This window comes from Streptomyces sp. MGP-BFMKR1, assembly GCF_057766585.1.
Window position 1 is genome coordinate 4,020,522 of sequence record NZ_CM173408.1, and the last position, 22,707, is coordinate 4,043,228.

Below are 22,707 nucleotides of genomic sequence, written 5' to 3' on the forward strand. Positions count from 1 at the left end.
CGCGTACGTGCGGGGGTGTTCGGGCACGTCCGGCGCGTGCGCGACCCGTACGCGCCGGCCGGCGCCGCGCCGGTCGTCGTCCTACTCCGCCCTGCCGGTCAGCCGGCGGGCCCCTCGTCCACGAGCCCCAACACTTCCTCGTAGCGCAGCCGTCGGCCGGCCAGGACCGCCGTTCCGTCGGGCGAGAGGATGAGAACCCGGGTGTGTTGGAGGGGTGACATCGCCCAACTCCGCAGCGGCGAAAGGGCCTTGTACACCGCGTCGTGACACGTCGGAGGCAGGCTCACCGTGTCGGCGATCACCGCGTCGCAGGTCGCGGTGGCGGGCTTGCCGGCAGGCAGCGCCGTTCCGGACACCGTTCGGTGGCCCGCGCCGTCGGCGACCAGCAGGGCGGCTCGCCGGTTCGTGTGGTCGTGGACCAGGTCGTCGAGCCCGTCGGCTCCGTCGAGGTGCCGGTGTGCGAGGCGGTGCGCTCCCTCAAGTGTCACGGCCTCCCGCTCGCCCTGCCGGGTCAGCAGGTGGTTCCCCGCCTTGTCCGTCCGGGCGCGCAGGATCTTCTCCCAGGTGGCGCGCGCCGCCTCCCAGTCGTCCCGCCAGGCCGCCGGTACCGCGTCGGCGCCCGCGCCGTATCCGGCCGCCACGAGGGCCGGCGCGTCCGCGGGGTAGGACCACGGGCGGCCCGGTCCCGTGGCGCGCAGGATCTGGGCCGCCGCGAGCAGCAGGGCGTGGCGCCCGTACCGCTCCTCGGCGGCGGCCGGGAAGCGGGGCGGCGCCGCCTCGGGCCGGGTGGGGTCACCCTCGGCGTACCCCGTCACGATCACGCGGGGCGTGCGGAGTCGGGCCGGGCGGGGCGTGCCGTCCCCGCGGTGCACCCGGCCGATGCGCTGGAGCAGGAGGTCCAGCGGGGCGAGGTCGGTGATGAGCAGGTCGGCGTCGAGGTCGCAGGACTGCTCGGCCACCGGGGACGCGATCACGATCAGGCGCTCGGGGCGGGGCGGCGGCGCGGACTCGCCGGCCCGGGCGGGCCGCAGCACGCGCAGGCACTCCGCCATGCGGTGTGCGAGCTGGGCGGCGGTCAGTTGCTCGTGGAGCAGGACGACGGGGGTGTCCGGGAGGCGGTGGCGTACCTCGGCGCACAGGGTCTGGGCCCGTTCCGCCGTGGTGCGGATGACCAGCGCGCAGCCGCCGTCCGCGAGTTCGTCTCCCAGTCGGTCGGCCACGGCCGCGTCGGCGGCGGCGCGCGCGGCGACCTCCGTGCCCGCTCCCGGGACGGTCTCCGGCATCAGCTCGACCGCCAGCGGGGCGGACGGGCGGCGCGGGGTCGTCGTACGGGTCAGGCTTCGCGGGCCGTGCGGGGTGTGCCATACGGCGGTGACGGCGGGCTGTCGGTCGGGGTGGACCAGCTCGGGGTGGCCGTACTCCTCCCGTCGCGCGGCGCCGGCCAGGTACGCGTCGGCCAGGGCCTGGCGCTGGGCGGCGGGCAGCGTCGCGGAGAGCAGCACCACCGGCATGCCGGCCTCGCCGAACCAGCGCAGGCCCTCCAGGAGGAAGAGCGAGCCGCTGACGTCGGCGGCGTGCACCTCGTCGAGGAGGATGACCTTGCTGAGCAGGCCCGGCATCCGCAGCATGGCGAACTTGGTGCGCGTCATCGCGCGCAGCAGCGTGTCGGTCGGGCTCACCACGAACGGGCACCACAGACCGCGTTCGTACGCGAAGAACCACTCGGCCGGTGTCTGCCCCGGCCCCGTCTGCGGGGGCGCGTCGCCGTCCTCGTCGCACGTCCCCACCGCGTCCCGTTGGTGCTCGGCGGAGGCGCCGATCAGGGCGCTCCACTCCGGCATGAGGTTGCGTTGGCCGTGCAGGAGCGCCACGTGGGGCGCCAGTTCGGGGTCGATGCGGCCGACCCACTCGCGCACCCGAGCGAAGGTCGGGTCGTTGGCCGACCACTGCGGCATGCCGACGAAGACGCCGTCGGCGCCGAACTTCGCCGCCAGGATCTCCGTCGCCATCAACCCCGCCCACGTCTTGCCCTCGCCCGTGGGGCCCTCGATGACGAGCAGCCCGGGGGCCGCCATGTCCCGCGCGGTCTCGATGGCCAGCCTCTGCATCGGGCGGGGCGGGTGCTGGAAGCGGCGCTCGAAGGCGTCGGGCGGTGGGGTGGGGAGCGCGCCCCAGCCGCCGCGTAGGCCGATCCGCGACCAGGCCGCGGCGGCCCGCTCGCGCGCGCCGGCCATGCTCACCTTGGCGAAGTCGTCGATGCCGACGAACGCGGCCTCGCCGCTGGCGATCCAGTCGGCCATGACGACCAGGCCACTCACCGTGAGTTGCAGGGCGCGCGAGGGTACGGTCGCGGGGGCGGCGTCCGCGAGGGAGGGCAGGCCGAGCTGCTCGGTGACGTAGCGGACGTGGGCCAGCCGGGCCCGCTCCCAACGCTCGTCTCCCTGGGGCCCGCCGAGGCCCTCGGGCGGCGGTTCGAGTTCGTCCGCCGAGTGCAGGAACCCGTGGTGCCCGGCCACCAGCGGCCACACCCAGGCGATGTGCTCCCTCGGCCAACCGGCTGCCCGCAGCATCGGTTTGAGCAGGAACCCGCCGGCGGCCCCGTGCCGCCAGGGGAACCGGTGGACGCTCGGGCGCCAGCTCAGGCCGGCCGCGCGCAGCGACGCGGCGTACTCGGAGAACCTGCACTGGAAGGCCGGGGTGACCTTGCCGATGTCGTGCAGCCCGCAGATCCAGGCCAGCAGCGTGCGGCCCCGGCCGGGGCCGCCGGCCGCCGCGTCCAGTTGGCGGCGGGTGGTCGGGCCGAGGAAGCCGTCCCAGATGCGTTCGGCGACGGCGGCGGTGTCCAGCAGATGGGTGGCGACCAGGCTCATGGTGCCGCCGGCGTGGTCCGGCGTCTTGGCCACGCAGACGCGCAGTGAGGCGGTCGCGTCCCAGGTGTCGCGGTACGCGTCACCGTGCGCGTCGCGGTGCGTGTCACGATGCGCGTCGCGGTGCGGGCCGTCGGCCATGCTGGCTCTCCTCGCCGTCGTCCGTGGCCAGGGTGGCCGTGCGGGGACGGCCCCACCGCCGTCCGGTGGCATCATGCCGCCGTGACGGACGACGCCCCGGCCCTGCGCGCGAGTTTCGGCCACGACCTGCTGACGGAATGGATACCCGACGCGCTCGGCGCGGCCGACGCGCTGCGGGACCTGGTGCGCGGGCGGGCTCCGGCGCCGGCCGCGCTGGAGGTCGGGTGGCTGCGGGTGCCGCTGGCCCGTCGTGTCGAGGCGGTGCCCGTCGTACCGGCCACGGTCCGCGCCCATCTGCACCGTACGGTCGAACGCGCCCTGCGCGGCTACGAACCGGCCGCCGAGGTGTTCAGCTACCGCGCGCTGACCTGGGACTACCGCACCGCATTCGGGGCCCGTGGGGCACGCATGCGCGCACTCGCCGGGCGGGGCGACCTTCCCCTGGTGCTGAGCCTGGACGTGCACCGGTTCGGCCGCTCGCTGCCACTGTCCACACTCCTCGACGCGGCCTGGATGACGGAGGAACTCGCCACTCTCCTCACGCGGTTGGCCGCCGAGGCCGGGCACTGCCTGCTCTCCAGCCACCACTGGGCCAACCGCGTCGCCGGCGCGGCCCTGGCCCCGGTCGACGCGGTGCTCGGGCGGCTGGTGCCGGGGCGGTGGCTGCGCTGGGCCGATGACTGGCACGTCTTCGTCCGGGACGCGGACGAGGCGGAGCGGGTGCGGGCCGCCGTACGGGACGGGCTGGCCGCCCTCGGGCTCACGTTGTCGGCCGACAAGAGCGGCCTGCGGCCGGCCGCGACGGTGCTCGCGGGCCCGGCGCGGGACGTCGCGGGCGAACCGGCGGAGGTGTGGCGGGCGGGTGTGGACGGGGGCGATCTGCGCGCGCTGCGGTACGCGCTGCCGCGCCTCGCCCCGGACGCGCGGATCTCCGCCGAGGTGCCCTCGGTGGTACGCCGCTGGCCGGCGCTGCTGCCACGGGTCGTGCGGTACCTGGACGGGGCCGCGCGGACGGCACACGGGCGGGCGGCGGTGGTGGAACTGCTCGGCGGTGCCGAGCGGGACCCGTTCGCGGCGGCACGGCTGCTGGCGCTGGCCGGGCGGCACCCGGAGTTGGCCGCGCTCGTACCCGGTCCGGTGCTGGCGTCGGCCGGAGACGACGGCTCACCCGTGGCGCTCCGAGAGCTGGCGACCCGGGTGGCCGTGGTGGGCCGACGCCCGCACCTGGCGCCCGAGCCGACGCCGCGCCTGCGCGCGTGGGTGGCCGACGGTGGCCACGCCGGGGCGTCACCCCCTTCGGTGGCTACCCTGCTCTGACGCCCACGGAACTGGTGCACGGCGGACGCGGTGAAGGGGGCGGTACACGTGGCGGGGGCGGACGGCGTACGAGGAACGTGGACAGCGGCGGACTGGGCGGGCCTGCCCACGGTCGACCGGCGACAACTGCGGGCTGTGGGCGGGGTGTTGGCGGCTCTCGACCGCGCGCTACGGGGCGTGAACTGGCACCTCAAGGGCTCGACGGCACTCCTCGGCTGGCTCGGGCCGACGGCGCGCCTGCCGGGTGACGTGGACCTCGCCGTGCCAGCCGACACCGGACACGAGCTGCTGCGCGGGGCCGACCTACCGCCCGGGCCGGACGGCGCACACGTACGGCTGCTCCGTACGGAGCCGGTGGTCTTCAGCTCGCCGGGGCGCGCGGCGGTACACCGGGCGTTGGTAGGCGTGGGCCACGAACGGGCCGACGACCGTGTCCTGTTGAACGTCCTCCTCGTGCCGGAGGCCAGGGCGGCGCGGGACACGCGCACCGCCCCGCTCGCGTTCCCCGCCGACGCGGGTTCGGTCACCGTTCCCGCGGCGACGTTCAGCCGGTGCCTGGCGCAGAAGCTGCTGCGGTACGCGCGGCGGCGCGAGGCCGGGAAGATCAACACCCGCTGGGCCGACCTCGCGGACTTCCTCATCGCCGCCACCAGCCCCCGCGCCCCGAAGCTGGTGTTGGACGAGCTGCGCCGCGACGTGGCCGTCGAGTTCGCCGCCATGGGCCGCGACTGGCCGACCACGCTGCCTCCGCCGCCCCTGGAGTGGCTGGACTTCTGGGACACGGCCACCTTCCGCGCCGGCTGGCCCTTCGGCCGGCTACCGGAGGCGGTGGCCCGGCTCGCGGGGTTCTGGGAGCCGGTGCTTGAGGTGCCGGTGGAGCCGTACGGGCCGGAGGGTGCCGCCCCGCCCGGGCCGGCGGGCGCCACGGCGTCCGGGCCGGCGTGCGGGTCGGGGGGTGCCACGGCGTCCGGGCCGGGGCGGGTGTGGTCTCCTGGCGCGTGGGAGTGGGGGGTGGGGTGAGGCCGGGTACCGACCCGCCCTCTCAACCGGCGGTTGGCTGACCGTCCATCGTCGCGAACACCCGCTCCAGCCAGGCGAATCGCGACGGCGACAGGTGCCGCCGCCAGTCGTCCCGCCAGCGCAGGGCGTGGGCCAGGTGGTGGGCGCCGGGTGCGCCCGGGTCCGCCGCGTCGAGGTCGACCAGGAACGCGACGGCCGCCTCGGCGGCGTCCGGCCCCAGCGGCTGCCCGTACACGTGCAGGACGCGCTGCCCGTGCTCCGTGCCCTTGAGCGTCTTGGTCACGTGCAGGCTGAAGTGCGCGCGCCGGCGGGCGGCGTCCAGGTCTGGTCCGTCCAGCGGCGCGGCCCCGGCGCCGCTGTGCATCTGCCCCTCGCTCCACCGGTTGGCCCCGGCCACGGCCGTACGCAGCGCCTCCGCGTCGTTCACCACCCCCGACAGGCCGTCGCCGAGGGTCGCGAACAGCCGGCCCGCGCCCGCGACGCCGTCGCTGAGGGCGCGCAGATGGCCAGCCAGCAGCGCCTCGCGCCGGGCCCGCAACGGGTAGGCGCGGCGTACCAGCTCGTCGACCGGCGTGCGCGCCGCGTGCCACGCCTCAGCCAGGGGCAGCAGCTCGCGGGCGTTACCCCGCGTGAGGCGGACGCCGTCGCCCGCGCGGGAGCGGGTGCCCCACTCGATGTCGTGCACGTCGGTGACCGCGTACAGGCCGCGCGCGGGCGGCGCCGCCGCGAGGGCGGGCAGGCCGTCCGCCGACGCCACCCCGGGCAGCCGTGGGTCCTCCCCGTCGCCCGCGCCCGCCTGCGCGGGGTGCCCGTCCAGTGGGCGTACGAGTACGCCGGCGAGGAGGGCGGCGGTGGCCCGGGCCGACAGCAGTTCCGGGACCCGGGCGAGCACGTCGGCCGCCCTGTGCTGGGGCAGCTCCGGCCGGTCCCGGCGCAGTCGGGCGGCCATGGCGACGGCGTAGCAGGCACGCAGCAGGGCGGTGCGCCGCTCGTCGGCGTCCCCGGCCAACGGCACGTGGCCCCAGGCCCAGCCATGCCGGACCCCGCCGTCGCCCGCGGCCAGTGGTGCGGGCGGTGGCTCGTCGGGCCCGTCGGTCGCCGCCCGTACGAGAACCAGGTCCTTGCCGTAGTACCCGGGCTGCCACCCGTCACCAGCCGCGCGACCGACGGCCGCCAGGCTGCGGCGCACCCGGTCGAGCCCCGCCTCGTGGTCGCCGCTGTCCTCCACGCGGGCCCGCAGGCCGCTGGTGACGACGACCAGCGTCGCGGTCCGGTCGCCGGCGGCGGCGAACCGCGCGAGCACGTCGCCCGCGTCGGGGCAGTCGGGTGGGAAGCCGGGGGCGGGTCGAGGCGGCCAGCGGTACGCGGGGGTCATGAGCGCCTCCGATCGCGCCAGAGTTCGAGCAAGAGCCGGCGCAGTCCGGGGAAGGTCACCAGGAGCAGCACGATGGCCACGCCGATGCCACCCAGAGACCAGCCGAGCGAGGTCAGGCTCGAACTCGACAGCCCCTGCCAGATGCCGAGCCCCACGCCGAACGGCAGGCCGATGGCGGCGAGCAGCCCGAGTATGGCGTTGCTCATCTCCGTCTCCTCCGCCTGCACCTGGCGGGAGAACTCGCCGAGGTCGTCCTTGAGGGACTGGAGCGTTTCCGACAGGCCCGCGGCGCGCTGCCAGGTGCGGGTCACGGCGTCCACGGTGTCCTGTCGGCCAAAGTCCGCGCTCCAGTAGCCACGGCGGAAGACCAGCAGGTCGCGCTCCAGTTGACCCACCTCGCGACGCTTCGGCTTGCCCTCGGCGATGCGGGCCACCTCGGTGCCGAACGCGGTCAGCACGACCTGGTGCAGCCGGGCCAGCGCGAGGGCGTCGGCGTACAGGCTGATCAGGTGGTGCGTGGTGCCGTTGTAGTAGTTGCGCAGTACCTCACGCCCGGGGTCGGGTTCGGTGCCGACCAGCACCAGGCCGCGCAGGCCGAGCACGCCGCGCACGTTGTTGCGCAGCCGGAAACGCAGGGAGGCCAGCTCGTCCGGTGCCTCGTCTCCCGGTTCGAAGTCCGACGCGTGGTACATCTGCCACAGCCACTGGTCGACCGTGGACCAACTGGCGTGTCGCTCGCCCTGGTTGAGCCGTGGCAGGTCGTCCCGGGCGGTGATGAAGGTGCAGTAGAGGGCCTCGCGTTCGGTGGCGGAGAGGCGGCAGCCGGGGGGAAGCCGCCGAGCGGCCCAGTCGCGGTATGCCCCGCCCGCGTGGTGTGCGTCGACGTCCGCGCACTGCCGCAACGCCGTGGGCATCTCCGTCGGTGGCAGCGCCGGCAGGTGCCCGTGCAGCAAGGCAACGCCGTTGGCCTCGGGGCTCGCCCCCATCCGTCGGAACATGCCGAGGACCGAGTCGTTGAGCCGGATCAGCTCGACGGCGGTCAGCTCGAACCCGTGCGGGGCGGCGCCGGGGTCGAGTCGCTCGTCCGTGTGCCAACGCACCGTCGCATCCCACAACAGCGGAGCCAGTCGCTGGCTGGTGTACTCGGCGCGCCGGGTGGCGGTGGAGTACACGTCGTTCCCGTCGGCGCGCTGCCAGCGCCGCACCAGCGGCCCGGCCGCGAAGGGCTCCGGCGGCGGTGCGTCGATCTGTACCGCCACGATCAACACGGTGTCCCGCCGCACCAGGGCGCCCGGGTCCTGCGCGCTCCCGCTGTCGGGCGCGGCGCCGCTCACGAGAGGGCCTCCAGGGCCGCGCGCAGGTACCGGCCCCGCTCGTCCGCGCCTGCGTCGGCGTCCACGTACCGCCAGCGCCGGAACCCGCCGGTCACCGGACCGCGCGCGAGCACCCGGTTGTCGTCGCGCACCGGCCGCCCTCTGGCGACGAGCGTCAGCGTGCCGGGCGCGGCGCCCGCGCGGTGCAGGGTGTACGCCGACATGCCGTACTGGCCGCCGGCGGGCACCGTGTGGGTGCGGGTCCCGGTCACCCGTACCCGGTAGGCGTCGCTGGTGTCGAGGTGGAAGCCGCCGTCCTGGGGCCGGTAGCGCACGACGTGGTACGCGTCCGGGTCCGGGTCGGGCGCGCCGGCCGGGCCCCAGGGTGCCTCGTCGGGGGCGACCTCGACGACGGTGTTGTACAGCTCGCCGGTCAGTACCGTGGCGGCGAAGTGCCAGCGGTGGTCGTGGATCTGCGCGTCCTGGCCGCCGGTCCGCCACACGTGCAGGAACAGCCGGCGCCCGTCCACGGGGAGTTGGGCCAGCGGCAGCTTGACGAAGCCGTTCGGGTGGGCGATGGGCGCGCGGGTGGCGGGCGGGCGGAGCGGCCCGTCGAAGCGGCCGAGCAACGCAGCGGTGAGCGCGGCCCGCGCGAGTGCGGCCGTGACGGGGGCTGGCGTCCCGGTCGGGCCCTGGCCGCCGGTCCGGTCGACCACCCCGTGCTCGCCGGCCCTCACCCGGACGATGTCCTCACCCGTCACGCTCACCGCTCGCCCCTCCCCCACACGGCTTCGACGCACGGCGGAGCCCGGGCCCCGCGCGCCGAGCGTAGCCAACCGGCGCGCCTCGTCGCCGGCCGTCCGGCACATCCCGGCCACGGCGGCGAACGCGGCTCGGCCAGCGGGTGGCACGCCCCCACCGCACCCACGGGACCCCACCCCGCCCCGCCGCCCGTTACGCTCTCCCGGATCGGTCGGGACGGCGCGCGGGCCCCTCCGGGCAGGTGCGCCCCCGGGCGCGCGCCCGGGCGGTGGGCCGTGGCTCCGGCGATCGGGGACGGCGCGCGGGAAGGAGCGAGACCTGTGGGTGACGACAAGGACGAGGACGCGACCCGGCCTTCGCCGCAGCGGGGGCGCCGGCGTGGCCAGGGCGAGCTGGAGGCGCTGGTGATGCGGGTGTTGCAGGGGGCCGGCGAGCCGGTCACCGCTGCGCGGGTGCAGCAGGAGCTGGGCGGCGACCTGGCGTACACCACGGTCGTGACGATCCTGACCCGGCTGCACGGCAAGCACAGCGTGACCCGGCACCGCGCGGGCCGGTCCTTCCGGTGGGCGCCCGCGGCCGACGAGGCGGGGCTCGCGGCGCAGCGGATGCGGCGCGTGCTCGACGGGCACAGCGACCGGGACGCGGTGCTCGCCAGCTTCGTGTCGGGCCTCTCGGCCGACGACGAGCGACTGGTGCGCGAGCTGCTGCACGACGCGCCCGCGGAGGCGCAGGCGCAGGCGGAGCCTCGCGGTGACGACCCCGTACCCCTCGATCGCGAACGGGAGCCGTGACCGGTGGGAGTCTTCGTCGTCCTCCCGCTCGTGCTGCCGCTCACGGCGTGGCCGATGTCGCGGCTGGCCGAGCGGCGGCTGCACCCGCGCACCGCGACCGTCCTGCTGACCGCCGTCGGGGCCATACTCGCCGTGTGCAGCACGCTGTGCCTGGCCCTGCTCGGCGTGGTCGGCACCGCCCAGCTCCCCGGCAACCCGCTGCCCGACGGCTGGGCGGCCCCCGAGGTGCGGGCGGCGGTCCCGTACGACGAGAACGTGGGTTTCGCCGCCATCGGCGTGCTGGCCCTGGTCGCCGCCGCCTGCGGGCACACCCTGTGGCGGCACTACCGGGTACGCAACGGCGCCTGGCGCGCGCTCGGCGACCTGCCCGCCGAGCCGGCCCCGACGCCAGCACCCACCACGACTTCCGCGATGAGGGCCACGTCTGCGGAGCCGCCCGCGCCACCCGCGCTGACCGTGCTGCCGGACGAGGTGCCGTACGCGTACGCCCTGCCGGGCCGGTCGGGCTCCGGGCGCGTCGTCGTCTCGGACGCCATGTTGGCCGGGCTCGGCGCCCCGGAGCGGCGGGCGCTGGTCGCCCACGAGCGGGCCCACCTGACCGGGCGGCACCACCGCTACCTGCTGGCCTCGCGGTTGACCGCGAGCGCCAACCCGTTCCTGCGCCCGCTTTGGACGGCGGTGGCCTTCAGCGCGGAGCGCTGGGCCGACGAGGAGGCGGCGCGCGAGGTGGGCGACCGGCGCGTGGTCGCCACGGCCGTGGGCAAGGCGGCGCTGATCTCCGGGCCCTCGCCGGCGCCCGGCATCGCGGGGTTCGCGGCCGTCGGCCCGGTGCCGCGACGGATCGCCGCGCTGCTCGGGCCCGTCCCGTCGGCCCGGCTGTGGCCGCCCGCCGACGGCTCGCTGTACGCCGCGGCGCTCATCGCGGCGGCCGGCACCGCCGCCTCGGCGCTGTCGTCGTTGAACGCGGCGGTGGCGCTGTTCGTGGTGCTCAAGGCGGCCACACCGCTGTAGGTCCGGCCGCGAGGCGTCGACGAACCACGTCGTGGAGGAGGGCTGCCCGGCCAGGGGGCGGGTCCGGGCAGCCCCGTACGAGGCGGGGCCGGCGACTCGCTACGGAGTGCGCGGCCCCGGGGGCGGGACGCTGGGCGCGCCCCGCGCGATCAGACGTTGACGCCGAAGTCGGCCGCGATGCCGGCCAGGCCGGACGCGTAACCCTGGCCCACCGCGCGGAACTTCCACTCGGCGCCATGCCGGTACAGCTCACCGAAGACCATGGCGGTCTCGGTCGAGGCGTCCTCGGTCAGGTCGTAGCGGGCCAGCTCCACGCCGTCGGCCTGGTTGACGACGCGGATGAAGGCGTTGCGCACCTGACCGAAGCTCTGGCCACGGGCCGCCGCGTCGTGGATCGACACCGGGAAGACGATCTTCGTGATCTCGGCGGGCACGCCGGCCAGGTTGACCTTGACCGCCTCGTCGTCCCCGTCGCCCTCGCCGGTGAGGTTGTCGCCGGTGTGCTCGACGGAACCGTCCGGGCTGGTCAGGTTGTTGTAGAAGACGAAGTGCCGGTCGGACGCGACCTTCCCGGAGTCGTCGCACAGCAGGGCGCTGGCATCGAGGTCGTAGTCGGTCCCGGTCGTCGTCCGCACGTCCCACCCGAGCCCGACGACCACGGCGGTCAGCCCCGGCGCCTCCTTGCTCAGCGAGACGTTGCCACCCTTGGCCAGCGAAACACCCATGTTGTGCCCTTCCCCTGTCGCGCCTGCGTTGGCTGCTGGCGTAAATCTACAGCACTGTAGAAACTATCGACCGGCGAAGATCGGCGCGCGGCCCCGCCCCCTGGCGCGGTAGCGTCGCACCGGTGCGCCACGGCGCACCGCGCGGGCGGGACCGGCATCCGCCAAGTGGGCCCCGCAACGGCGGGGTTGGCCTGATCTACACGGCGCTGTTGACCGACGAGGGTTGGTCGTCCCCGCGCGTGCGGGGTTGGTCCGGCGTACACGGCGCTGTTGACGGACGAAGGGTGGACGTCCCCGCGCGTGCCGGGTTGGTCGGAAGCGGGGCCGGGCGCGCGCCCAACCCGACACAGCCCCCTACACCCCCTCCTCCGGCCACCCCAACAACCGTGCCCCGATGACCGCCGTCTGGAGGGTGTAGCGGTGGACCGGGTCGCCGGGGTCGGAGCCGGTGAGTTTGTGGATGCGGTCCAGGCGGTAGGTCATGGCGCGGACGCTGAGGGACAGGCGGCGGGCGGCCTCGGCGGCGACGCAGCCGGTGTCGAAGTAGGCGGTCAGGGTGTCGATGAGGGGCTGGGCGCCGCCACGGGCCTGTTGGAGGGGGCCGAGGACGGTGCGTACGAGGTCGGCCATGGCCTGCCGATCGCGGGTGAGGACCGGGTAGACGAGCAGGTCGGCGGCGTGCAGGACCGGGTCGTCCAGGTGCATGCGGGCGGCCAGGTCGAGGGTGTTGAGCGCCTCCTCGTAGGAGTGGACGACGCCGCCCACGCCGGGGTGGGCGCGGCCGATGGCGACCTGGCCGCCGTCCGTCGCCGCGTACGCCTGCTTCGCGAAGTAGCGCAGTACGTCCGACTCGTCGCCCGGCGCGATGCAGATCAGCCTGCCGTCCTTGGTGGTGAGCAGGATGCGGCGGTCGCCGAAGCGGGCCAGCAGTGACGATTCGATTCTGCGGGTGACCGGGTAGCCGTCGTCGTACGGTTCGGCGCCCTGGGCCACCGCGACCGCGTGCGCGTGGGCCAGGATCAGGCCGAAGCGTTCGGCGCGTTCGGCGAGGCGGCCCAGGTCGCTGCGGCCGTAGAGCAGGTCGTCGATGAACTCGCGGCGCGCGGCCTCCTCCTGGCGGACGGCGAGCCGCTGCGCCCGTTCGTAGCCCTCGGCGAACGCGTCCACGGCCTGCGTGATGGCGGCCAGCAGGTGGTCGGCGGCCGGGCCGCGCAACTGGGGGCGTACGGCCTGGGCCGTGACCAGGTGGGCGTGGATCAGGGTGCGCAGGCCGATGCCGGCCTCGGCGGCGCGTTCGCCGCGTCCGCGCAGGGCCTCCAACTCGTCGCGGACCAACCGTCGGCCCGTGGCGCAGGCGCCGGTGAGGATGTCCGCGTACCCCGCCAGGTAGTCCTCGTAGTCCGCGTAGTCCTCGGATATGTCCAGCTCCGCCATGGCCCCTCCGGTCACTCCGCACGCCGCTGCCGCCTCGTCGACGTGCGGGGATCAAGGGTGGCACGCGGCATGCCGGGGGCGACGAGCGGCATTAAGGCGGCGTAAAGATTGCCGGCATCCGGCAATGCGGGGACGCGGCTCGCGCTGCCAGGATGGGGCCACCAGGGCGGCCGGCTCGCTTCGATGCCGGCGGCCGGAAGTGAGTGTCCCGGCACGGTGGGGCACGGAAGAACCGCGGTCGTGGGCGGGCGACGCGTTGAGGGGGCAGTGACCATGGCCGAATTCCTGAGTGTGGCCGCCGGGTTCCCCACGGTGGTGTTCAGCGCCGCCCTGATGGTCGTCGTCGGCTTCTGGCTGCTGGTCCTGTTCGGCGCCGCCGAGCACGACACGTACGACGCGGACGTGAACGCCGACGCGCTGCACCTGGGCGGGGTGCCGGTGGCGGTCTCCGCCTCGGTGTTCGTCGTCCTCGGCTGGTTCCTCAGCTTCACCGGTTCGGTACTGCTGACAGACGCGGGCCTGCCCGGCGCCCCGCTGCTCTCCCTGGAAGCCGCCCTGCTGGGCGCCTCGGTGCTCGGCTCGTGGTGGCTCACCCGGCGCGTGGTCCGCCCGCTGGCGCGCCTCTTCCCCGACGAACCCGCGCCGTCCCGGCAGGACTTCATCGGGCTGACCTGCACCATCCGCACCGGCCGGGTGGACACGGGGTTCGGTCAGGCCGAGGTCACGGCCCGCGACGGCTCCACGGCACTGGTCCAGGTCCGCCGGAACGAGGGCGAGGCCCGGTCCGCCGGCAAGGGACTCGGGCTCGGACTCGGCAGTACGGGGCTGCTGTACGCGTACGAGGAGGCGGGCGAGTTCTTCTGGGTCGCCCCCTTCGACGCGGCCCTCGACCCGCGCGGCTGACCCACCCCGCCACACCACCTCCCGTACGGCGGGACCACCCACCACCGCACCCGCCGCCCAGGCCGCGCCGCACCCCCGTCCCACCACACCGCTCGCATCTCACCAACACCAACACCAACACCAACACCACACAGCACCGCACCGCCGCTCTCGCGTGCGTGCCGTGGCCCGACGTTCGCCCGTTCCATCTCTCCCACGGGGACTCTCATGGATGCCATCACCCTGGGCATCGGCGTGCTCATCGCCGTCGTCCTGCTCATCACCCTGGCCCTGCTGTTCGTGATCAGTCGGCTCTTCCGCAAGGTCGAGCAGGGCAAGGCGCTGATCGTCTCCAAGACGCGCTCGGTGGACGTCACCTTCACCGGGCAGGTCGTGCTGCCGGTGCTGCACAAGGCCGAGGTGATGGACATCTCGGTAAAGACCATCGAGATCTCGCGCACCGGGCGCGACGGGCTGATCTGCCGCGACAACATCCGCGCCGACATCCGCATCTCGTTCTTCGTACGCGTCAACAAGACCGTCGAGGACGTCATCAAGGTCGCCCAGGCGATCGGCACGGCCCGCGCGAGCGACAAGGCCACGTTGCAGGAGCTGTTCAACGCCAAGTTCTCCGAGGCGCTCAAGACGGTCGGCAAGCAGCTCGACTTCACCGACCTGTACACCAAGCGCGAGGAGTTGCGGGACCGGATCATCGAGGTCATCGGCACCGACCTGAACGGCTACAGCCTGGAGGACGCGGCGATCGACCACCTGGAGCAGACGCCGCTGAACCAGCTCGACAGCCACAACATCCTGGACGCCCAGGGCATCCGGAAGATCACCGAGCTGACGGCCGTCGAGCACGTGCGCACCAACGAGTACCAGCGCCACGAGGAGAAGGAGATCACCCGGCAGAACGTGGACGCCCGCGAAGCCATCCTGGAGCTGGAGCGGCGCCAGGCGGACGCGGAGATCAAGCAGAGGCGGGAGGTCGACACCGTGCGCGCCCGCGAGGAGGCCGAGACGGCGCGGGTGGTGGAGGAGGAGCGGCTGCGCGCGCAGGCGGCGTTCCTCAAGACCGAGGAACAGCTCGGCATCCAGCGCGAGAACCAGGCGCGCGAGGTCGCGGTGGCGCAGAAGAACCGCGAGCGGGTCATCGCGATCGAGAACGAGCGGATCGAGAAGGACCGCCTCCTTGAGGTCATCGCCCGGGACCGGGAGACCGAGCTGACCCGGATCTCGGCCGAGAAGGAGGTCGAGGCCGAGCGCCGGGAGATCGCCGAGGTGGTGCGGGAGCGGATCGCGGTGGACCGTACGGTCGCCGAGCAGGAGGAGTCGATCAAGCGGCTGCGCGCGGTCGAGGAGGCCGAGCGGGACCGGCAGGCGCTGGTCATCGCGGCCGAGGCGGTGGCGCAGGAGCAGTTGGTCAAGGACATCAAGGCGGCGGAGGCGGCCGAGCAGGCGGCGGTCCACCGGGCCGCCGAGGAGCTGACGCTGGCGGAGGCCCGGACCAAGACCGCCGACATGGACGCGCGGGCCAAGATCCGACTCGCCGAGGGCATCCAGGCCGAGGCGGCGGCCGAGGGGCTCGCGGCCGTACAGGTACGGGACAAGGAGTCGGAGGTCATCGAGAAGGCCGGCCGCGCCGAAGCCGAGGCCACGGCGGCCCGGCTGCGGGCCGAGGCCGAGGGCACCCGCGAGCAGGCCATGGCCGACGCGGCGGCCATCGGCGAGAAGCTGAAGGCCGAGGCGGCGGGGCTGACCGAGAAGGCGGCGGCCATGGCCGCGCTGGACGAGGCGTCCCGGGCGCACGAGGAGTTCCGGCTGCGCCTTGCGGCCGACAAGGACGTGCGGCTCGCCGGCATCGAGGCGCAGCGGCAGGTGGCCGAGGCACAGGCCACGGTCCTCGCGACGGGGTTGGAGAGCGCCGACATCAGCATCGTGGGCGGCGAGACCGCGTTCTTCGACCGGCTGGTCGGCGCGATCTCGCTGGGCAAGAGCGTGGACGGCTTCGTCCAGCACTCGCAGACCGCGCAGGCCCTGGCCGGCCCGTGGCTGGACGGCTCGGCGTCGTTCACCGACGACCTGACGAAGGTGCTCGGCTCGACGACGACCGCCGACGTACAGAATCTGACCGTCTCGGCGCTGCTGATGAAGCTCATGCCGTCGGGTTCCGGCCAGCTCGGTCAACTGCTCGCCTCCGCACAGAAGTTGGGCCTGGCCGACATGCCGGTGGCCGAGCTGGTCGGGCGCGGCGAGGTGGCGGGACCGGTCACCGGCCCGCACCCGCCGGCGGACCCGCGCACCGGCCCGACCGCCCCCTCGGTCAACGGCGCGCCGCTGGCCTGAGCCGGGCCGCCCACCGAGCCGACCGTACGGAGGGGGACGGTCGAGGTGCCCGGAGCTGCCGCGCGGGGGGCGGCAGCTCCGGCCCGGCACCCGCACCCGGACCCGCACCGGGAGAAGACGTGCCCGGACCCGGCCCGAGAAGACGTACCCGCACCCGGACCCGTAGACGTACGCGTACGCCACCCCACTCACCCACTCACCCACCACCCCACTCACCCACCAACCCACCCACCGCGCCGCCAGCCACAGCAGGGAGTACAGCCAGATGGAGACCGGGACGGGAAGCGGCACGGGGGTCGGGACGAGCGTCGGGGCGGGGGACGGTACGCGGGGCGGGACGGAGAACGAGGCGGACAACGGGCTCGACGCCGGCACGTACGAGGTGCTGCGCGGGCGGCTCGGGGCGCGGGCGGCCGAGCTGGCCCGGCGCGCCGAGGCGCTCAACGCGTCCCGTACCGCCGCGTTCGGCTCCACCGAGCTGACGCTGACCGGCACCGAGCAGGTGCGCACCGAGCGCGCGAGCGTGCCGCGCGACGTGGTCGCCGTCGGGGAGCTGCTGCTGTTCGGCTACAACACCGCCGCGGGCCCCGAGTCCGGCGCCACGGCCGTCGGCGACGTGTTCGCGCTCTACGACCGCGAGCTGAACCCGCTGCCCACCGACGCCGCGCCCGGCCTGCTCGACGACCCGGCCTTCCTCCACGAGTTCGACGCGCTCTACCGCTACTACCGGGCCGCGCGACTCCTCCAACTGCGGCTTGTGGGCGGCAAGTTGCTGGCCGTCTTCCAGACCGGGGAGAAGGCGGACGACCTGCGCGTGCTGCGCTGGGCGCTGCCCGCGACCGGTGGCGGGCCGGTCCGGTTCCTGGACGCGCGCGGCGAGCGCGACCACACCTTCCCCGCCCCGCACGACGTCACGTGGACGGCGACCACCCGCGAGGACCACGTGCTCGGCCGGTTCCCGCACATCGCCGTCGACGGCGGCACGGTCTACGTCGCGACCGTCGGCGGGGCGCTGACCGTCAAGACCGAGAACACCACCGAGCGCGGCGACGGCGTCTACCGCGAGCCGGTGGACGAGCCGCTCCAGTCGCTGGCCGACGCGGACGTGGCGTACGCGCGGGTGGGGCCGCTGGTCCTGCTGCGCATCCGCCCGTACAAGGAGGAGGACTGGCGGTACCTGGTCTTCCACACCGTCACGCACGCCGTGGCCCGGCTCGACGGCATCGGCCAGTCCTGCCAGCGCCTCCCCGACGACCAGGGCATCGTCTTCCCCGGCGGATACTGCCTGGCCACCGGCGCCGTGAAGACCTTCGACGCGGACACCGACGGCCTCGCGTTCACGCACGCGGTGCGGTCGCCGAACGGCGAGGACGTGCTGTACGCCTTCCACGCCCGGGCCACCGGGCGCACGCTCCTCCTCGCGTACAACACCATCCGCGAAGAGATCGCGACGCCGCTGCCCTGCCTCGGCTACGCGCTCTTCGAGGACGGCACCCTCGTCGCGCTGCGCGCCGCCGCGTCCGCCGCCGACGACGGACCGGCCGAGCCCGCGCGCGTGCACCCGGCGCAGCTCTGGCGCACGCCGTACGTCTCCGACACGTACGCCGCGGGCTCCGCCGCCGGCGCCGGGCCGCTGGCCCGGATCGGCAACGCGGACCTGGTGCGGGGCATCGCGGAGTGCCTGTCCATCGCGCGGCAGGTGGCCGACACGGAGCCGACGGCGGAGCGGTACCGGGCGCTGGTGGCCGCCTGCGCGCGGGCCGCGGACCGCTTCCACTGGCTCGGCGACGCGGAGGTCGGCGACCTGCGCGGGCCGCTGACCGAGGTGCGGGAGACGGCCGAGCAGGTGCTCGCGGAGTTCGCGACCGTCCAGGACCTGACGCGGCGGGCCACGGACGCGCTCGCCGACTGCGCGGCGCACATCGCCCGACTGGTGCGCCGGGTACGCGGCGAGGCGCCGGCCACGGCCGAGGAGTGGGTGGCCCGGATCGGCGAGCTGCGCCAGGCGCAGGGCCGGCTGGTGACGCTGAAGGAGATGCGGTACGCCGACGTCGCGCGCATCGACACGCTCGCCGACGACGTCGAGTCCGACATCGCCGGCACCGCCCGCCGGGCCGTCGCCTTCCTCCAGCGCGCCGACGCGTTCGCCGGCTACCGCGCGCAGGCCGAGGAGTTGACCGTGGCGGCCGAGGCGATCGAGACCGTCGCGGCGGCCGACCCGCTGGCCGAGCGGGTCGCGGAGCGGTCGGCTGAGCTGCGCGGGGTGACCGAGGTCATCGCCCGGCTCGACATCGGTGACGCGACCGTACGCACCGCCATCCTGGAGCGGATCGCCGAGGTCACCGGCGGTCTCAACCGCGCCAGGGCGACCCTGGACGCGCGGCGCCGGGAGTTGGCCGACCGGGAGGGGCGCGCGGAGTTCGCGGCGGAGTTCGCGCTGCTCGGCCAGTCCGTCACGGGCGCGCTCGCCGCGTGCGACGATCCACGGGAGTGCGACGCCCAACTCGCCACGCTGCTGCTACGGCTCGAAGACCTGGAGGCCCGGTTCGCCGACCACGACGGGTTCCGCGCCGAGATCGACGCCCGGCGCACCGAGGTCAGCGACGCGTTCGCGGCGCGCCGGCAGACCCTGGAGGACGCGGCGGCCCGGCGCGCGGCGGCACTGGCCGACTCGGCCGCGCGGGTCCTGGAGACCCTGACCCGCCGCGCCGGCGCGCTGCCCGACCGGGAGGCGGTGGCCACCTTCTTCGCCTCCGACGCCCTGGTCGTGAAGGTCCGGCGGACCGCGGACCAACTGCGCGCCCTCGGCGAGGGCGTACGCGCCGAAGAGTTGGCGGGTCGGCTGGCGGCGGCCCGGGAGGACGCGCTGCGCGCGCTGCGGGACCGCACGGAGCTGTACGCGGACGGCGGCGAGACGATCAGGCTGGGCGAGCACCGGTTCGCCGTCAGCGCCCAGACGTCCGAGCTGACGCTGCTGCCGGACGCGGACGGGCGCGCCATGGTGCTCGCGCTGACCGGCACGGACTACCGCGCCCCCGTCACCGACCCCGCCTTCGCCGCCACCCGCGCCTACTGGCGGCAGACCCTGCCGTCGGAGTCCCCCGAGGTCTACCGGGCCGAGCACCTGGCGGCCCGCCTGCTCGCCGACCACCGCGCCCCGGCGCTGTCCGCCGCCACCCCGGAAGAGTTGGCGGATCAGGTGCGGCGGGCCGCGGAGGAGGCGTACGACGAGGGGTACGAGCGCGGGGTGCACGACCGCGACGCGACGGCGATCCTGACCGCCGTGCTCCGCCTGCACGAGGGCGCCGACCTGCTCCGCTACCCGGCGGGCGCCCGCGCGCGGGCCGCCCTGTTCTGGGCCCACGGCACGACCGAGACCGCCCGCGCGTCCTGGACCCGCGAGGCGGTGTCGCTGGCGCGTGCCCGCGACACGTTCGGCTCGGCGCCGGGCCTGGGGGCGCTCCGAGCCGAACTGGCCGCCCGTATCGGCGAGTTCACTCTGACCGCGCCCGACACCGAAGGCGCGGCGGAGACCGTCGGAGACGAGGGCGGGGCCGAGGACAGGGCCGGGGACAGGGCCCAGGCCACGGCGGGTTTGGCGGCGGCGTACCTGGTGGAGGAGTTGGCGCGCGGCGGCGCGTTCGTGACCGGCCCGGCCGCGCGGGAGCTGCTGGACGCGTTCGGCCGCGCGGCGGGGCCGGCCGGGGACGTGCCCCCGTACGGGGCTGATGTGCGGGCCCAACTCTCCGCCGGGGACCCGGCGGCGGCGTACCGGCTCGTGCACGGCTGGCTCACGGCGTACGCGGCGGCGGGTGGCCGAAACGACGGGAGCGACGACGAGGGCGCGGGCGGGATCGGTCCCGGGGACCTGGCCGAGGCGGTGGCCATCGAGATCTGCCCGGGCCTCGACCGGCGGACGGTGGAGGCGGAGTTGACGGCCCGGGTGGAAGGGTTGCTCGGCACGCACCCGCGGATCGTCGGCCGGGCGTTGGAGCTGCGGATCGACGAGTTCCACGCCCGTACGTCCGACTTCGCCGCCCGGGTGGCACCCGGCTTCCGCGCGTACCAGCGGCGGCGCGCCGAGCTGATCGCGACGGAGCGAGCGCGGCTGCGGATCGCGGAGTACCGGCCGCGAGTCATGTCGTCCTTCGTCCGCAACCGCCTCGTGGACGAGGTGTACCTGCCGCTCATCGGCGACAACCTGGCCCGCCAGATCGGCGCCTCGGGCCACGCGAAGCGGACGGACAGCAGCGGGCTGCTGCTGCTCGTCTCTCCGCCCGGGTACGGCAAGACGACGCTGGTGGAGTACGTGGCGGAGCGGCTCGGGCTGCTCCTGGTCAAGGTCAACGGGCCGGCGCTGGGCCACGGCGTCACCTCGCTCGACCCGGCCGAGGCACCCAACGCGACCGCGCGCCGCGAGGTCGAGAAGATCAACTTCGCGCTGGCGGCGGGCAACAACGTGCTGCTCTACCTGGACGACATCCAGCACACGTCGCCGGAGCTGCTCCAGAAGTTCATCCCGCTGTGCGACGCGACGCGGCGCATGGACGGGGTGCGCGACGGCGAGGCCCACACGTACGACCTGCGCGGCAAGCGCTTCGCCGTGTGCATGGCGGGCAACCCGTACACGGAGTCCGGCCGCCGCTTCCGCGTCCCGGACATGCTCGCCAACCGGGCCGACGTGTGGAACCTCGGCGACGTCCTGACCGGCAGGGAGGAGGCGTTCGAGGCCAGCTTCGTGGAGAACGCGCTGCCGTCGAACCCGACCCTCGCCCCCCTGGCGACCCGCGACCGCGCCGACCTCGACCTCCTCGTCCGCCTCGCGTCGGCCGAGCCCACGGCCCAGCGCGACCGACTGACCCACCCGTACGCACCGGCCGAACTGGCCCGCGTGCTGGCCGTACTCCGACACGTGCTCGCGGCCCGGAAGACGGTGCTCGCGGTGAACGCGGCGTACATCGCGTCGGCCGCCCAGTCGGACGAGACCCGCACGGAACCCCCGTTCGGCCTCCAGGGCTCGTACCGCGACATGAACCAGATCACCTCCCGCATCTCCCCCGCCATGAACGCGGCCGAACTCTCCGCCCTCATCGACGACCACTACCGCAACGAGGCCCAGACACTGGGCGCCGCGGCGGAGTCGAGTCTGTTGAAGTTGGCGTCGTTGCGCGGGACGTTGACGGAGGAGCAGGCGGTGCGGTGGAAGGAGCTTTGCGGCTTGGATGGGGGTGGGGTTGCTGATGTGGGTGAGAGTGGAGGCGCGTCGGTGAGTGTGGGTACGCCGGTGGGTGTGGGTACGCCGGGTGCGGCGGGGCTGGGTGAGGCGGTGGCGGTGTTGGGGTTGCTGGCCGACCGGATCGCGGCGGTGGAGTCCGCCATCACGCGGGCTACGGCCCCTCGGCACCTGCTGAGCCAGCCGACGGGGCGGCATGCGGCGCGGGGTGGGGGTGGGGAGGGTGGGGGCGGGGAGTGAGGGTTGGGGCGAACTTCCTAACTGATGCGGGGCGTTTGCCGGTTGGCCGTCAGGGGCCGAGGGTCCCGTGCGGGGTACGGGATGTGCTGGGCGGCCGATAGCCTGGGCGAGGACCGAGGGGGGTGCGAGGTTGGCGTGCGATAGGTGTCGGATGTTCGAAATGTCGGGATCGCAGGAAGTTGCAAAAAAGGGATGAGGTCCCGGTAACGTGGCAGGTCAATTGCTCTTTGGTCCCCGCGTGCGGGAGCGCCCCCAGCTCTGGCCTCACATCCGGAAAGTGGCCGCCGCTTCTGGTTTCCCCGCGCGGGGGTAGCCGCAGCAACACCGAACTCGGCATCATCTTCAAGCGGTGGCCCCTAAGCGGGGTATCGCTAGCACACGTACTGGTGGCGCGAGGAGGGCAGATAAATCTCAGCGTGGAGGGCGCGTCGCGCTCGGCCACTCGCGAGCGAGGGAGTGCGACCTGCGATACGTCAGCGCACGACTAAGCGACGATCTTGGTCAGGCGGTCTACGGCCCTTCGCATCGACCTTGGCCTGACCCGGACGGATTAGGCAGAGCGACCGAGCGCAGGTGCCCCGGGCTGAGGGGGCGACATGGCGCCGACATTCCCGTTACTGCGGCGCTCGGTCGAGGTTTGGAGGTCTCGCCGAATCTGACCACCGACCAGGCGACCCACATGTCCCGTCTGATTCCGGCACGCCAGCCGTCGACTATAAGCCCCCAAGTGGGCGCCTGCGAGAGCTCGTAGACGCCCCCTCCCCTGCGCTCCGATAGAGTGCCGGCCTGCGAGCACCGCTTTAGAGTCCGATCGCCCCTTTGTTGCACAAGACCCTTGCCCGACCGGGACATAGGCGCCGAACCTGGCAAGGGCGCCCACATCTGTCGCTACCAAGATCACTCACACGGATGACAGCTGGAGGTAGAGTTTCCTGCGCTTCTCCCCTCCACCGCCCTTCCTCGCGGTGCGCCACGCCGTACCGGGAGCGTGTCACCAGCTTCCGCATGCATCGCGCGAACCTTCGTCGGGATGCCACGTTTCGCAGCAATGCTTCACCTTGGCCGCGTACGCAGTGTGCAGTAGCAACCCAGAGCCGGCCCGGGTTCTACCGATATAGAGGAGGAGGATCCTGGCCCGCTAGACGTCCGTTGATACCGGCAGTCGCAGCAAAAGCGGATGTAAGCTGCTCGTACGTGCCAAGCTGAGAAAGAACACTGTTACTCCAAGGGAGCGGATCTTGTCGTCG

The 22,707-nt window shown here is 74.4% G+C and carries 13 protein-coding genes; 7 read left to right on the top strand and 6 right to left on the bottom strand.

Features of this window, described 5'->3' with window-relative positions:
• Positions 1 to 98: 98 nt before the first annotated feature.
• A complete protein-coding gene (locus AC3CHW_RS15430; protein ID WP_488470817.1) occupies positions 99 to 3,008 on the bottom strand; it encodes a CRISPR-associated endonuclease Cas3'' in 2,910 nt (969 codons plus the stop codon).
• 81 nt (positions 3,009 to 3,089) lie between these two features.
• On the opposite strand from AC3CHW_RS15430, the gene AC3CHW_RS15435 reads away from it, so the two are divergent.
• On the top strand, positions 3,090 to 4,325 hold the full coding sequence (locus AC3CHW_RS15435; RefSeq protein WP_488470818.1) for a hypothetical protein: 1,236 nt from the start codon (positions 3,090 to 3,092) through the stop codon (positions 4,323 to 4,325).
• A gap of 48 nt (positions 4,326 to 4,373) precedes the next feature.
• Positions 4,374 to 5,345, top strand: a complete 972-nt coding sequence (locus AC3CHW_RS15440) for a nucleotidyl transferase AbiEii/AbiGii toxin family protein (RefSeq protein WP_488470819.1) — start codon at positions 4,374 to 4,376, stop codon at positions 5,343 to 5,345.
• Positions 5,346 to 5,367: 22 nt separating this feature from the next.
• On the opposite strand, the gene AC3CHW_RS15445 is transcribed toward AC3CHW_RS15440, so the two are convergent.
• The 3 genes from AC3CHW_RS15445 to AC3CHW_RS15455 are packed head-to-tail and all read right to left on the bottom strand — an operon-like array spanning position 5,368 to position 8,800.
• Entirely contained in the window at positions 5,368 to 6,720 is a 1,353-nt protein-coding gene (locus tag AC3CHW_RS15445) for a hypothetical protein (protein ID WP_488470820.1), read from the bottom strand.
• On the bottom strand, positions 6,717 to 8,054 hold the full coding sequence (locus tag AC3CHW_RS15450; RefSeq protein WP_488470821.1) for a hypothetical protein: 1,338 nt from the start codon (positions 8,052 to 8,054) through the stop codon (positions 6,717 to 6,719). The genes AC3CHW_RS15445 and AC3CHW_RS15450 overlap by 4 nt, the downstream gene beginning before the upstream one ends.
• Positions 8,051 to 8,800 carry a hypothetical protein gene (locus AC3CHW_RS15455; RefSeq protein WP_488470822.1) on the bottom strand — a complete coding sequence of 250 codons (750 nt, stop codon included), beginning with the start codon at positions 8,798 to 8,800 and terminating at the stop codon, positions 8,051 to 8,053. Before AC3CHW_RS15455 ends, AC3CHW_RS15450 begins: the two co-directional genes overlap by 4 nt.
• A 402-nt stretch (positions 8,801 to 9,202) precedes the next feature.
• On the opposite strand from AC3CHW_RS15455, the gene AC3CHW_RS15460 reads away from it, so the two are divergent.
• A complete protein-coding gene (locus tag AC3CHW_RS15460; protein ID WP_488471066.1) occupies positions 9,203 to 9,586 on the top strand; it encodes a BlaI/MecI/CopY family transcriptional regulator in 384 nt (127 codons plus the stop codon).
• 3 nt (positions 9,587 to 9,589) lie between these two features.
• The gene (locus AC3CHW_RS15465) at positions 9,590 to 10,597 is read left to right on the top strand and encodes a M56 family metallopeptidase (RefSeq protein ID WP_488470823.1); all 1,008 of its coding nucleotides are present in this window, start codon (positions 9,590 to 9,592) and stop codon (positions 10,595 to 10,597) included.
• Positions 10,598 to 10,746: 149 nt separating this feature from the next.
• Here the strand turns inward: AC3CHW_RS15465 and AC3CHW_RS15470 are convergent, their stop codons facing one another.
• The gene (locus tag AC3CHW_RS15470; RefSeq protein WP_277320898.1) at positions 10,747 to 11,322 is read right to left on the bottom strand and encodes a TerD family protein; all 576 of its coding nucleotides are present in this window, start codon (positions 11,320 to 11,322) and stop codon (positions 10,747 to 10,749) included.
• Positions 11,323 to 11,676: 354 nt separating this feature from the next.
• The gene (locus AC3CHW_RS15475; protein ID WP_459246870.1) at positions 11,677 to 12,756 is read right to left on the bottom strand and encodes a PucR family transcriptional regulator; all 1,080 of its coding nucleotides are present in this window, start codon (positions 12,754 to 12,756) and stop codon (positions 11,677 to 11,679) included.
• 273 nt (positions 12,757 to 13,029) lie between these two features.
• On the opposite strand from AC3CHW_RS15475, the gene AC3CHW_RS15480 reads away from it, so the two are divergent.
• From AC3CHW_RS15480 to AC3CHW_RS15490, 3 genes are all read left to right on the top strand, one after another.
• Complete coding sequence (locus tag AC3CHW_RS15480) at positions 13,030 to 13,659, top strand: hypothetical protein (RefSeq protein ID WP_488470824.1); 630 nt, start codon at positions 13,030 to 13,032, stop codon at positions 13,657 to 13,659.
• Positions 13,660 to 13,866: 207 nt separating this feature from the next.
• Entirely contained in the window at positions 13,867 to 15,987 is a 2,121-nt protein-coding gene (locus AC3CHW_RS15485) for a flotillin family protein (protein ID WP_488470825.1), read from the top strand.
• Between the two features lie 265 nt (positions 15,988 to 16,252).
• A complete protein-coding gene (locus AC3CHW_RS15490; protein WP_488470826.1) occupies positions 16,253 to 21,460 on the top strand; it encodes a DNA repair ATPase in 5,208 nt (1,735 codons plus the stop codon).
• Positions 21,461 to 22,707 lie beyond the last annotated feature (1,247 nt).

What these genes read in the sequence shown, in the direction of transcription:
- AC3CHW_RS15430 (WP_488470817.1), bottom strand. Translation starts at nt 3,008, where the DNA reads ATGGCCGACGGCCCGCACCGCGACGCGCATCGTGACACGCACCGCGAC.
- AC3CHW_RS15445 (WP_488470820.1), bottom strand. Translation starts at nt 6,720, where the DNA reads ATGACCCCCGCGTACCGCTGGCCGCCTCGACCCGCCCCCGGCTTCCCA.
- AC3CHW_RS15460 (WP_488471066.1), top strand. Translation starts at nt 9,203, where the DNA reads ATGCGGGTGTTGCAGGGGGCCGGCGAGCCGGTCACCGCTGCGCGGGTG.
- AC3CHW_RS15470 (WP_277320898.1), bottom strand. Translation starts at nt 11,322, where the DNA reads ATGGGTGTTTCGCTGGCCAAGGGTGGCAACGTCTCGCTGAGCAAGGAG.
- AC3CHW_RS15475 (WP_459246870.1), bottom strand. Translation starts at nt 12,756, where the DNA reads ATGGCGGAGCTGGACATATCCGAGGACTACGCGGACTACGAGGACTAC.
- AC3CHW_RS15480 (WP_488470824.1), top strand. Translation starts at nt 13,030, where the DNA reads ATGGCCGAATTCCTGAGTGTGGCCGCCGGGTTCCCCACGGTGGTGTTC.
- AC3CHW_RS15485 (WP_488470825.1), top strand. Translation starts at nt 13,867, where the DNA reads ATGGATGCCATCACCCTGGGCATCGGCGTGCTCATCGCCGTCGTCCTG.
- AC3CHW_RS15490 (WP_488470826.1), top strand. Translation starts at nt 16,253, where the DNA reads ATGGAGACCGGGACGGGAAGCGGCACGGGGGTCGGGACGAGCGTCGGG.